The sequence below is a fragment of the Rhodococcus sp. PML026 genome (genome assembly GCF_000963615.1).
GTDB classification, from domain to species: domain Bacteria; phylum Actinomycetota; class Actinomycetes; order Mycobacteriales; family Mycobacteriaceae; genus Rhodococcoides; species Rhodococcoides fascians.
In genome coordinates this window covers 23,106-34,721 of sequence record NZ_KQ031375.1, presented here as the reverse complement: position 1 = coordinate 34,721, position 11,616 = coordinate 23,106, and the positions used below count along the sequence as shown (strand labels likewise).

Below are 11,616 nucleotides of genomic sequence, written 5' to 3'. Positions count from 1 at the left end.
GCGACGCTTTCGACCCGGGAACGGACGAATGTTGTCGGTACCCAATCGAACCGAACCAGGGAGCAGGCCATGCCGTACATCACCACCACCGACGGAACCGAGATCTACTACACCGAGCAGGGCACCGGAAAGCCAGTTCTGCTCAGTCACGGCTGGCCACTGTCCTCGGATGCCTGGCAGCTCGAACTGAAGCTTCTCGCAGACGCCGGCTACCGCGCCATCGCACACGATCGCCGCGGCCACGGCCGGTCCTCGCAGACTGCCGTCGGCCACGACATGGACACCTACGCCAAGGATCTGGCCGAACTGGTCGAGGCCCTCGACTTGCAGGAACTCACCCTCATCGGACACTCGACCGGTGGCGGCGAGGTCGTGCGGTACGCCGCGCAGCACGGTGGCAGCCGCGTCACTCGGGTGATCACTGCCGGTGCCGTTCCCCCGGTCATGCTGAAGTCCGAGGCCAACCCCGAGGGCACGCCGATCGAAGCACTCGACGACATCCGCAACGGCGTTCTCTACGATCGATCGCAGTTCTACAAGGACTTGTCCGAGCCGTTCTTCGGTGCCAACCGTGAGGGCTCCGCCATCTCCCAGGGCGCCAAGGACGACTTCTGGCGACAGGGGATGCTGGTCAATCTGACTGCTGCATACGACTGCGTGAAGGCGTTCTCCGAGACCGACTTCACCGAGGATCTCAAAGCGCTGACCGTCCCGATCTTCATCGCCCACGGTGACGACGACCAGATCGTGCCGATCGCCGCGGCGGCACTGAAAACCGCAGAACTCGTCCAGCACGGCACCCTCAAGGTCTACCCCGGTGCACCGCACGGAATCTACGGCGATTACCAGAAGGCCTTGGACGCAGACATTCTCGCCTTCATCGCCCAGTAGCAGCCCCGCTCTCGCCCTCCGGAACAAAGGTGACAACACGATGATCAGACCGTACGCAGTCGTCGGAGCAACCGGAGGGCAGGGCGGCGCGGTGGTGGATGCCCTGCTGGCGCAGGGGCTACCGGTGCGCGCAGTGGTGCGGCGTCATTCGGCCCGCGCGGATCGGCTACGTGAGCGAGGTGCCGAGATCGTCGTCGCGGACATCACCGATCGGGAATCGTCCGCGGCTGCATTGAGAGACAGTGCCGGTGCGTTCGTGATGACGACGCCGTTCGAGGACGGTCCCGCGGCCGAATTGGCTCAGGGCGCAGCCCTCGTCGATGCGGCGATCGCCGCGGAGGTTCCGCACGTGGTGTTCTCCTCGGTTGCGAGCGCTGACCGCCGCACCGGCATACCGCATTTCGAGACGAAGGCCGAAACCGAGGCACTGCTGCGTCGAGCTGGGCTGTCGTACACGATCGTCGGCCCCACCTACTTTTACGACAACCTTCTCGGCGGACTCGACGACGTCAGGGCCGGCCGCCTCGATCTGCCCTTGCCGCTCCACACGCCACTGCAGCAGCTGTCGCGGCGGGATCTGGGGCGGTTCGTCACCCTCGTGTTGACCGAACCCGCGCACTTTCACGAGATGCGAATCGATCTCGCTTCGGACGATCCGAGCTTGGAGGCCATGGCGAACACTCTCGGCGACGTTCTCGGAACCTCGGTGCAGCCGTATTCGAGCCGGGCACGGGACATAGGTTCCGAGGACATGAGAGCGATGTTCCAATTCTTGACCGACGTCGGGTACGACGCAGACATCGACGGCTTGCGCACCCGTTATCCCGAGGTCGAATGGCAGACATTCGCGCAATGGTCGGCGGGACTGGCGTGAGCACCACCGCCACCACGCCGGCAGCACCGTCCGCGTGGTCACCGCTACGGAATACCGTCTACCGCAGCCTCTTCGTCGCACAGCTGGTCTCGAACATCGGCGGCTGGATGCAGACCGTCGGTGCGCAGTGGTTCCTCGTCGAACGTGAGGCGTCGACCACCATCATCGCCGCCGTGCAGACAGCAAGTCTGTTACCCACCCTGTTGCTGGCTCTGCTGGCAGGCGCGCTCGCCGACGCGCTCGATCGCCGCGTTCTGCTCATCGCGGTCGGTGCCGGTTCGATGCTGACCGGAATTGTGTTGACCGCACTGGCATGGACCGACACCTTGTCTCCGTGGGGATTGCTCGCCTGCACATTCGTATTGGGTTGCTGGACATCACTGTCCGCTCCCGCCTGGCAGGCGATTCAGCCCGAGCTGGTGAGCCGTGAAGAAATCCCGGCCGCCTCGGCGCTGGGCAGCGTGACCGTCAACGGGGCGCGGGCCGTCGGACCGGCGCTTGCCGGTGTACTGGTGGCATTGGCCGGGCCGACCTTCGTGTTCGCCATCAACGCCGCCTCCTTTCTAGCAACGTTGAGCGTGCTGATTGCATGGAAGCGCCCGAAACATCCACAAACGGATCGAGAAGGCCTTGCCGAGTCGATCCTGTCCGGGGTCCGCTACATCCGATCCGGCCCGATCGTTCGACGAATCATTCTGCGCTCGGCGCTGTTCGCCTTCCCCGCATCTGCATTGTGGGCGCTACTGCCATCGGCTTCGTCGTCGGTACTGAAACTGGGCTCGGTGGGATACGGCGTGTTGTTGGGCGTACTCGGGGTCGGAGCCGTGATCGGCGTTGCCGCGACGCCGATGCTCCGAAAACATTGCGGCGCAAACACCTTGCTCGTCGGCTCTGCTGTCGGGTACGGCGTGGGAATGGCCGCGCTGGCGTGGCTTCCGCTGTGGGCGGTGGTCCCGGCGCTGCTGTTGTCCGGCATCGCCTGGATCACGACGTTGACCGCACTGAATGCGTCTATCCAGCTTTCGCTCGCCACCTGGGTTCGAGCGCGCGGGATGTCGGTCTACCTCCTGGTCTTCATGGGTTCTCAGGCCATCGGCTCGCTCGTGTGGGGATGGTTGGCGTCGAAGACCGGCATCGTCGACGCACTCGCGGTCGCGGTAGCCGCCTTGGCATTGGTCGCTGCGAGTGTCGCAGTCCTCCCCCTGCGACCCGAAACCGGCGTGCTCGACCGTGCGGTGTCCATGGCGTGGCCGACCCCGACCGTGATGTTCGAGCCCGATCCGGACGACGGGCCGGTACGGATCACCGTTACGTACCGAGTCGTCGACGACGCTCTCGAACAGTTTCTGACGTCGATGGCTCCGGTCGGGATCGCGCGGAAGCGAACGGGGGCGTACGCCTGGAACCTGTACCGGAGTCTGGACGTCGAGGACACCGTGGTCGAGCAGTTCACTGTGCCGTCGTGGAGCCAGTACCGACGTCAGCGAGAAGAACGGTGGACCGGCTCCGACCACGACGTGGTGCAGAAAGCGCTGGCCCACACCGTCGACGGTGCTACGCACACCGAAACCCATGACATCGCACTGTCGGTGCGAACGAACCCGAACGGACAATGATGGACAACACACTCTTGGGCGTGGGGAATGTCTTCTACTTCGCAGACGACCTCGCCGCCGCCGTCGACTGGTACCGAACGCTCCTGGGCACCGACCCCGTCGACGTACACGAGCAACTCGCCGCGTTCGACGTCTCAGGAACCCGGCTCACCGTCCACGTCACCGATTCGTACAACCGCCCCGCGGGGACCGCAGGGTCGGTCTCGTACTGGAACGTCGACGACGTGGACGCAGTGGTCGCCGGCTGCGTCGATCGCGGAGGCGTCGTGCATCGAGGGCCGAAATCGGTGTTCACCGGTGAACGTCTGTGCCAGGTTCTCGATCCGTTCGGCAACCTGATCGGCTTCAGACAGTTCGCCACCGGTAGGAAGCGCGCCTGACGACACAGGCTCGCGCATAGAGCCGGCGAATTGGGTACACCCGCTTCATGCCCGAACTACCCGAAGTCGAAAACGCTCGACAGGTCGTCGAGAAAGCCCTCGGACGCGTCATCGTCGACATCGATGACACCGACTCGTTCGAGTGCCGCCCACACATGCCGGGCGATATCGCTCACGCCCTGAAGGGCGGCAAGCTCACCGAGGCATGTCGACGTGGCAAGGCGATGTGGTGCGAAACCGTCACCGCCGACGGGTCCAGCGGTCCGACGCTGGGAATCCATCTCGGAATGGGCGGCCGCGTCATTGTCACCGCTCCTGACGGCGATCGCACGTCGCAGTACGGAGGCGGCGATCCGCACGTGGGCGAGCGCGACACCGACAAGCCCGAGTGGACACGCTTTGCCATGACGTTCGAAGACGGGGGTCAGCTCCGGCTCTTCGACAAGCGCCGGCTCGGCCGAGTGCGCCTCGAACCCGATATCGATGCGTTGGGGCCCGATGCTGCGGAGATCACGCGCGACGACTTCCGGCACCGAATCGGTTCCAGCGGAGCACCTCTGAAAGCACGTTTGCTGGACCAAGCAGCAATCGCAGGCGTCGGCAATCTGTTGGCCGACGAGGTGCTGTGGCAGAGCGAGCAATCTCCGTCCAGACGGGCAAAGACCCTCACCACCGAGGAACTCGACGAGCTCCGCGTTGTTCTGCGTCGCGCCATCAGGTCAGCGATCAAGAAGGGTGGCGTGCACACCGGTGAGATCATCCCGTTCCGCAAGGCGGACGCGGCGTGCCCACGATGCGGTGCTCCGATGACTCGCGGAACGGTGGGCGGCCGCACCACGTGGTGGTGTTCGCGCGAGCAATCCTGATCGGTTCCGCGCCGCTGCGTGCTGCTCGATAGCGCTGTAGGACAGCATTTTTCGGAATTGTCAAACGCTGTTGAATGCGGCGAAATCCCGTTCGGGCACGTACCGTGTGGGCAGCTTCGGGTCGACCGAAGCGCTCACTCGGCTGGAGGTTGCATGTTCTCGACGACCGACACGGGCCTCGCTCCGCAGGTCACCTACCTGCCCCGTCGACACTGTTTCGCTGTCTGGCAACGTGATTCCACAAGGACGGCTACCACAGCGACGACGCCGATCGAACTGACACTTCCCAATACGGGTGGCTCCGTGGCAGTACGGACCGTCGAAGCGCAGCTCGTCGAGCCGCGTCGCGTCGAACTCGAAGCGGCACTGGCACCATCGGCAGGCCTCCCGGAAAGCGCGTCGGCCCGGGGGTGGCTGGCGGTTCTGGACCACCTGGAACACCGGCCCCACTACGCCGAGATTCCTGCATCGCTGCTGGAGTCACTCCCCCCGGCGGCGTACGCGGTGCCCAACACGGGCGGGTCCAGCGTGTCGACCGCGCACGGTGCCGTCGATGCCCTACGCACCAGCCTGCACATGCAGGGCAGTCTTGGCGACAGTGCGTCCACTTTCACCCCGCGGCCGTATCAGGTGCACGGTGCGTCCTGGATTCCGACCGTCGGAGAAGCCGGGGGTGGAGGAATTCTCGCCGACGAGATGGGGTTGGGCAAGACTCTGCAGGCCATTTCCCACATGATTGTGGGAGCCTCGCGCGGTGAAGGCAATTTTCTGGTGGTGTGCCCGACATCCCTGATCAGCAATTGGCGACGTGAGATCGAGAAGTTCTCCGCCGGCGACCTGACGGTCAATGTCTACCGGGGACCGAACCGCTCGCTCGGTGGATGTGGCGAGGTCGGCTGCGTGACCGTGACCGGATATCCGACATTGCGCTCCGACACCGACCGTCTGGCCGAGATCAGTTGGAACACGGTCTTCTTCGACGAAGCGCACGTCATGAAGAACTCGCGCACGCAGGTTTCCCGTGCTGCGCGACGACTGAGCTCGACAACTCGCATCGCACTGACCGGCACCCCGGTCGAGAACCGCATGGACGAACTGTGGGCCCTGATCGACCTGACCAACCCGGGTCTGCTCGGGACCAGAGCACGCTTCACTCGGCGATTTTCCGCACCCATCGAGAACGCTGGTTCGGCGGCTGCGCTTGCGCACTTGTCCCATTCCATAGCTCCGGTCGTCCTCCGACGGACGAAAGACGAAGTGGCGACCGACCTTCCACCCAAACAGCAGATAGACGTTCTGTGCCCGATCACGAACGAGCAAGCGATGCTGTACAACTCGACGGTCGAGGCTGCCTTCGACACCGGTTTCGGTTCTACACAACGCCGAGGGACTGCGGTGCTCGCTTTGCTGACCTCGCTGAAACTGATCTGCAACCACCCGGGTCTCGTGAACGGCATCATGTCTTCGTCGCCCGACCGTTCCGGGAAACTCGACAGGCTTACCGACATAATCGAGGAGCTCGCCGAATCGTCGCAGACCGCATTGGTTTTCACCCAGTACCGCAAGACCGGCGAGTTTCTCGCCGACCATCTCGCGCGTGTCACTGGAGCCGCCATACCCTTCTTCCACGGCGGACTCGACGTGGACCAGCGCGAGAAAATGGTGGACGAGTTTCAGGGCGGTAGCTGTCCCGTGATGGTGCTGAGCCTCAAAGCGGCCGGCTATGGGTTGAACCTCACCCGTGCCAGCACCGTCATCCATTACGACCGGTGGTGGAATCCGGCGGTGGAATCGCAGGCAACCGGCCGGGTACATCGAATCGGACAGACCTCGCCTGTGACAGTCATGGCGCTCACCACCGAAGGAACATTGGAGGAGTGCATTGCGTCGCTGCACGCCCGCAAGAAAGCAATTGCAGGGTTGACCGAGGGGAACAACGAGACAGCGCTTGCCGCACTGGATGATTCGACACTCAGACAGACGTTGTCGCTGTCGGTGGCACGGTGATGGCATCCACTCCCCAGCCCCCGCCGTTCGGTGCGACTCCATGGGGCAAGGAATGGTTGCGTCGAGTCGAGCCGATCACCGCTACCCGACCCAATCCCATGCTTCCTCGAGCGCGGAGCCTGGCTCGTAGCGAGTCGGTCATCGTGGATACCAACACGATCGGTTCTATTCGCTGCGTGGTCTCGGCAGGAAAGAAAATCGAGACCGCGACATTTGCGGTGCCGCGCTATTCGGCGGCTCACAAAAGGACGGCTCTGCGCATCGTCACCGGTCATCCGACTCACGGCAGAGGCAGCGGGGATCTGCCCGACGCGCTTCACGCGGAGCTGGTATTGCGGGGTCTGGCACCGGTTCCCACGGACGTCGACACGGCATGCACCTGTTCCAGCAGAACTGATCCTTGCGTTCACGTCACCGCAGCAACGTACGCGATCAGTCTGATCGTGGACCAGTCACCCACGACGGCGTTGGCTATACGTGGCCTGGACCTCGCCGAAGCCGCTGCGTCGACGGACTTTCCAGCTCGATGGATGCACATCGAGAGCGTCGACGCAGCGGCGTTCTACGGCTGAACGTATGCCCGAAAGATCAGGACGTTGCCTCGACAGCGAGGCGTGCAAGTGTGTCGTTCAGCTGATCCTCGGTGACCAGGGGAAACCCGATCTGCTGGAGAAGCTTCTTGTCCGTGACCTTCGACCAGTCGTAGGTGTGCCGCACCAATGTCTCGTTGGGCCCCTGAGACTCCAGCTCCCACAACCACTCCCACCCGGGAGGCTCGTTGCCGGCCGGCGCGGTCTTCCATGCCAGTAGCTTGTCCTTGGCGTACCCGGTGACGACATTGTCGGTCTGGTATTCCCCACCCATGTGATCGCCCTGCATGTTCATCGTGAACTTCTCGCCGACCTTCTGAATTCGGTCTGCGTGGTCCACGCCGCGTACGAAGCCCGAGCCGTCGAGTGCCTGATGCCGCTCGGGGTTGGACAGGACGTCGAAAATTGCGTCGACGGGCGCTTCGATGGTGCGTTCCACTGTCAGCTTTGCGTTCTCTGTCATATCTGCACGATGCCCAATACGCCGGATCCTCAATCATGGATACAGCCGAAAACAGGTGGACCGCGAAGGCTGCCTGGTGAGATGCTCGGCCGACACCGGGATTGCGGCACCCAGCGCAGCGGGACGGAGGCATGACGAGAATGTCCACCGATCTTGCTCCTTCCACTGCCACCTGGGTTCTCGAACACCTCGAACCCGGCGAACGTGTGACGGCCGTGGACTCGATGACCGGAGGCATCACGGCCGAGGTGCGTCGGCTCACTGTGGCAGATGAGCAGCACGCCGTTCGCGTGCTCGTGTTGAAGAGCTACACAGCCGTGTCCGTCTCGGCTAACTGTCGTTGCCGAAGAACCACCAAGTGAGGACAATCGCTACGACTGCGGCAACAGTAAAAAGGACGGCGTTGAGCCAATGTGGGTTGCCAGTATCGAGATCTGCCAGTGCCATGAATACTCGACCATCCGTTCGCCCTAGTGGACAAAACCGACTTCTGCAGTCGAGCCTATACACAATGGAACGGATAAGCCCTCATCGTTCGACATCTATCCGATTAGTCAATCGCGCGCCATCTTGGTCATTGGAATCGAGCAGATTTCGGGAATCCTTATTCCAAGGCTGGGCCGACTCGCCGTACCAATGCGTGGGTCTACTTTTCGGCCAGACCTGTTGCCGTCGCCAAGTATTCGCGTGAGTCTCGAAGCGTCTGCGCTACACCGCGTCCTGCGATCGCGTGATACCGACTGATTTGGTCGTCATCGAGAGCATCGAGAACAGTGCTGGAATCTGCGTGCATCCAACCACCATCTTGGACCAGTTCATGGGCGCGTTTGCCGTGCAGGGCAGAAATTCCCTCGACTCTGATCCCCTGGGGATCGGTCGACGCCGCAAGGTAGTAGGCCTTCTTGCCGGGGTAACCGGCCTTGACCTTCTCACGCAACCGGAAGACAGCGGCGGCTGCGTCGTCGATGGCCGACGCCTGCTCGTCGGACCCGGCTTCGGAGGCCGAAAATCGCGCGATCTCCGCGTCCAGCGCAGCGAGCAAAGTGGCGAGGTACTCGAGATCACTCATAGGCCCATGATGCCCTAGTGCAGTGCGCTCTCGAACCAGCACCTGACGGAAAGAAATCGACTATGCCTCCGCCTCTGGGTCCGCGACGCAACGTACCGATACCCTGACCGTCTACAACTCCGTGACCGCGCCGGGTTTGTCCCTTGCAGTTAGGGGGTCTATTGGGTCCTGTCGGAAGTCCTGATACCCGCCGGTAGGGTCATGCGCCGCCGACGACGCGGAGCTGTCCGGACGGTTCGTTGCACCACCTGCAGCTCCCGTCGATGTAGTCGTGGCCGTCTTCACGTTCGCACTCATCCACCGCGCATCCGCTGCCGCATGACAGCATCTGTCCACATCTGCACCGCTCGCCGTCGCACCCCGGGTGGTGAAGCGTTCGCGGCGGGGCACCGCAGTCGTGGCACTTGCTCCTGCCGTTGGGTATTCGACTGGGCCGCCACGTGCAACCCACTGAATCGAGCATTTCCAGATCACACGCCATGCAGATCGCCATGCCGTGCAGAGTCGCACAGAGCACCGACACGAAAATTCTTCGATCGAACTCCACGATGCAACATCCCTGTCCGCGGGCACCGCCGTGGATAGGCACAGCCCTGAGAATCGACAAGTGAGGCATGTCGAACGACAGTTTTACGACCTCGACAAGAGGCCCGCCTCGTAGAAGGGTTCTGCACGTTGGCAGTTCTGAGATGATTTCCCGATGCACCGGACCCGGCTGATCTCCGCACTCGTCGCGCTGACACTGCTCGCCACAGGATGCGACGACGAGCCCGCACCCGAGCCGACACCGGTGGTCGTGGCATTCGACGACGGATGGGGTCAACTGTTCGTCATGAACCTCGACGGCTCCGGCTTGCGTCAGGTCACCCCGACCGTGGGCGAAGACAGCCGCGACCCGAACTATGGGAACGGCGCTGCCCTCTCCCCCGATGGCGGGCAGCTCGCGTACGCCCGAGGCCGATTCATCGAGATCCTCGACCTCGAGTCGGGTGAATCGAAATCGGTATTCGAAGGTGGCTACCAACCGGCTTTCTCACCCGACGGATCCAAGATCGCGTTCACCGCGAACGGCGGCATCAACATCATGAACGTCGACGGGTCCGACGCACACGTCATCGCGCAAGAAGAGTCGGCGTTCGGAGCGACATTCTCGCCCGACAGCTCACGGGTTGTCTACGTCACCGGCGGCTACCTGAACGAAGTACCTGCCGACGGCGGTGAATCGACAGTGCTTCTGCGCGACCAGTTCTGGAACTCCGACCCGGCCTTTTCGCCTGACGGGTCGACGCTCGTCTTCTCCAGTAACCGAGGCGGCAACAACGGCTCGGAGATCTACGCAATGCCCTCCGCCGGAGGGGAGATCACGCCTCTCACCGATACCTACTCGGTACATCCGAAGTTCACGCCCGACGGCTCGCGCATCCTCTACGACCGAGCGGTCACACAGACGGGTGAACTGGTGACCGATGTCGCTACCGGCTCTCAGGCCGAGATTGCGTCGATGAACCCCGACGGGTCCGACCAGAAGCGGCTGACTCCACGCTCTCTGAGCGGTCAGATGCCGACCGTAGGCGGGGGACGTTGACCCGCCAGCTATTTGGCATATTCGGGGTTCGCTCCGCCTCGCCCCGCGTTCAATCTGCAAGATCGACTACGCCCAAGGGCCGAGAACCGGGTCAGTCCATGCACCGAGTTTTCCGCTACTGGCTATGTAGACCGCCGCAGGCGACAATTGCTCGTGAGCACAGTCCGGTCAAGACGTAACCGATACAGGCATGGTGTGTCCGCCGTAACGGTGACTCGAACGGGCTCGTTGACAACAGCCATTAGGCAGTGACGACGGTGAAATGCTGTTCGTGCAGCTGATCCGCTGTCGTCCTGGCCAGGACTACGCGGGGCCTTTACCGTGGATGGTATGGCGATTTTCGCAGACGATCCGCGCGGTACCTACGCTCGTTACATCACCGCCTGCAACGAACGGCGTTTCGGCGACCTCGACGAATTCATCACCACCGATGTCGAAGGTGTCCGCAGCGGCATCGACGGCTACCGCGACGGCCTTCGAGACATCACAGTCGCGTTCCCCGACTTCAGCTGGTGCATGGAGGACTTGGTCGTCGAGGGCCGGTTGATGGCGGCTCGCCTGACGGATACCGGCACCCACCACGGTGAGTTCGATGGGATCGCGGCGACCGGCCGGTATGTGCAGATCCAAGAACTAGCGATGTACCGGCTCGATGACGACGGCAAGATCGCGCGCTGCTGGGGAGATCTCGCGGCTTCATTGCGCTGTCAACTGCTGGGCCGCGGAGAATAGCTGGCTGCGATCAGTGAAGAGACATACGAGGAGTTAGCGAGCGCGGTTGAGCGGCAGTAGCGCAAGTCGTCAGATCTACGCTTTTGCAGCGTCACGTCCGGCGTCAACGGGTCCACATGTAAACGTGAGCGGTCAGACAGCGGCTTCGAGACCGAAGCGCATTTCTGCCGTGTTCTAGTGGAACAGTGGACTGGGTCGAGAAAGAACTAAGGGTCGCTGGTCTTACCGGTACCTGCACAGCGGTGGGTGTCATGCTCCCCTGGGCCCTCGAAGGGACCTTGCTCCGGTTGGCGCTGCTGGTGTTTCCTGCGTTCTGCGGTGCCGTCGCCGGACTGTTGGTCGGTGTGATCGCAGTCGGTGGTGGACGCTTCGCCTTGTGGTCGAACCGGATGTGGGCCGCACGATCTCACCACACCTGGCGACACCGATTCGCGGCGTGCACCGCAGCAGCGGTCACGCTGGCGACCTCTCTTGCATTGTGCTGGCTGGTCGTTTCTGGCGGTGAAATCCTCACTGACACAGATGTATTCCCGTCCTGGTGGA

At 62.9% G+C, this 11,616-nt stretch carries 11 protein-coding genes; 9 read left to right on the top strand and 2 right to left on the bottom strand.

The genetic code is table 11. The annotated features are described in order from the left end of the window. The first annotated feature begins 69 nt into the window (after window positions 1–69). The 7 genes from VF34_RS15790 to VF34_RS15760 all read left to right on the top strand — a co-directional run bounded on the left by VF34_RS15790 (window position 70) and on the right by VF34_RS15760 (window position 7,206). Window positions 70–891 (top strand): alpha/beta fold hydrolase, encoded by an 822-nt coding sequence (locus VF34_RS15790; RefSeq protein ID WP_027497195.1) that lies wholly within the window; start codon window positions 70–72, stop codon window positions 889–891. A 40-nt stretch (window positions 892–931) separates the two neighbouring features. Continuing rightward, a complete protein-coding gene (locus tag VF34_RS15785) occupies window positions 932–1,765 on the top strand; it encodes an NmrA family NAD(P)-binding protein (protein ID WP_027497196.1) in 834 nt (277 codons plus the stop codon). After that, window positions 1,726–3,381, top strand: coding sequence for an MFS transporter (locus VF34_RS15780; protein WP_027497197.1), 1,656 nt, complete (start codon window positions 1,726–1,728; stop codon window positions 3,379–3,381). Before VF34_RS15785 ends, VF34_RS15780 begins: the two co-directional genes overlap by 40 nt. Continuing rightward, a complete protein-coding gene (locus tag VF34_RS15775; RefSeq protein ID WP_045841745.1) occupies window positions 3,381–3,761 on the top strand; it encodes a VOC family protein in 381 nt (126 codons plus the stop codon). Before VF34_RS15780 ends, VF34_RS15775 begins: the two co-directional genes overlap by 1 nt. A 47-nt stretch (window positions 3,762–3,808) precedes the next feature. Continuing rightward, on the top strand, window positions 3,809–4,627 hold the full coding sequence (locus VF34_RS15770; RefSeq protein WP_027497198.1) for an Fpg/Nei family DNA glycosylase: 819 nt from the start codon (window positions 3,809–3,811) through the stop codon (window positions 4,625–4,627). 153 nt (window positions 4,628–4,780) lie between these two features. Further along, window positions 4,781–6,634, top strand: coding sequence for a DEAD/DEAH box helicase (locus tag VF34_RS15765; protein ID WP_045841744.1), 1,854 nt, complete (start codon window positions 4,781–4,783; stop codon window positions 6,632–6,634). Then, window positions 6,634–7,206 (top strand): hypothetical protein, encoded by a 573-nt coding sequence (locus tag VF34_RS15760; protein WP_155289449.1) that lies wholly within the window; start codon window positions 6,634–6,636, stop codon window positions 7,204–7,206. The genes VF34_RS15765 and VF34_RS15760 overlap by 1 nt, the downstream gene beginning before the upstream one ends. Before the next feature lie 16 nt (window positions 7,207–7,222). Here the strand turns inward: VF34_RS15760 and VF34_RS15755 are convergent, their stop codons facing one another. Both VF34_RS15755 and VF34_RS15745 read right to left on the bottom strand, forming a co-directional pair. Beyond that, a complete protein-coding gene (locus VF34_RS15755; protein WP_027497200.1) occupies window positions 7,223–7,687 on the bottom strand; it encodes an SRPBCC family protein in 465 nt (154 codons plus the stop codon). 646 nt (window positions 7,688–8,333) lie between these two features. After that, window positions 8,334–8,756 carry a hypothetical protein gene (locus tag VF34_RS15745; protein WP_032372376.1) on the bottom strand — a complete coding sequence of 141 codons (423 nt, stop codon included), beginning with the start codon at window positions 8,754–8,756 and terminating at the stop codon, window positions 8,334–8,336. 700 nt (window positions 8,757–9,456) lie between these two features. Between VF34_RS15745 and VF34_RS15740 the strand changes: the two genes are divergently transcribed. Together VF34_RS15740 and VF34_RS15735 are read left to right on the top strand one after the other, a co-directional pair. Continuing rightward, on the top strand, window positions 9,457–10,341 hold the full coding sequence (locus VF34_RS15740; protein WP_032370599.1) for a PD40 domain-containing protein: 885 nt from the start codon (window positions 9,457–9,459) through the stop codon (window positions 10,339–10,341). A gap of 330 nt (window positions 10,342–10,671) precedes the next feature. Beyond that, window positions 10,672–11,073 (top strand): ester cyclase, encoded by a 402-nt coding sequence (locus VF34_RS15735; protein WP_032370600.1) that lies wholly within the window; start codon window positions 10,672–10,674, stop codon window positions 11,071–11,073. Window positions 11,074–11,616 lie beyond the last annotated feature (543 nt).

Bases quoted from the DNA above. Each gene is read 5' to 3' on its own strand.
- VF34_RS15790 (WP_027497195.1), top strand. From the start codon at position 70: ATGCCGTACATCACCACCACCGACGGAACCGAGATCTACTACACCGAG.
- VF34_RS15785 (WP_027497196.1), top strand. From the start codon at position 932: ATGATCAGACCGTACGCAGTCGTCGGAGCAACCGGAGGGCAGGGCGGC.
- VF34_RS15780 (WP_027497197.1), top strand. From the start codon at position 1,726: ATGGCAGACATTCGCGCAATGGTCGGCGGGACTGGCGTGAGCACCACC.
- VF34_RS15775 (WP_045841745.1), top strand. From the start codon at position 3,381: ATGGACAACACACTCTTGGGCGTGGGGAATGTCTTCTACTTCGCAGAC.
- VF34_RS15770 (WP_027497198.1), top strand. From the start codon at position 3,809: ATGCCCGAACTACCCGAAGTCGAAAACGCTCGACAGGTCGTCGAGAAA.
- VF34_RS15765 (WP_045841744.1), top strand. From the start codon at position 4,781: ATGTTCTCGACGACCGACACGGGCCTCGCTCCGCAGGTCACCTACCTG.
- VF34_RS15760 (WP_155289449.1), top strand. From the start codon at position 6,634: ATGGCATCCACTCCCCAGCCCCCGCCGTTCGGTGCGACTCCATGGGGC.
- VF34_RS15755 (WP_027497200.1), bottom strand. From the start codon at position 7,687: ATGACAGAGAACGCAAAGCTGACAGTGGAACGCACCATCGAAGCGCCC.
- VF34_RS15745 (WP_032372376.1), bottom strand. From the start codon at position 8,756: ATGAGTGATCTCGAGTACCTCGCCACTTTGCTCGCTGCGCTGGACGCG.
- VF34_RS15740 (WP_032370599.1), top strand. From the start codon at position 9,457: ATGCACCGGACCCGGCTGATCTCCGCACTCGTCGCGCTGACACTGCTC.
- VF34_RS15735 (WP_032370600.1), top strand. From the start codon at position 10,672: ATGGCGATTTTCGCAGACGATCCGCGCGGTACCTACGCTCGTTACATC.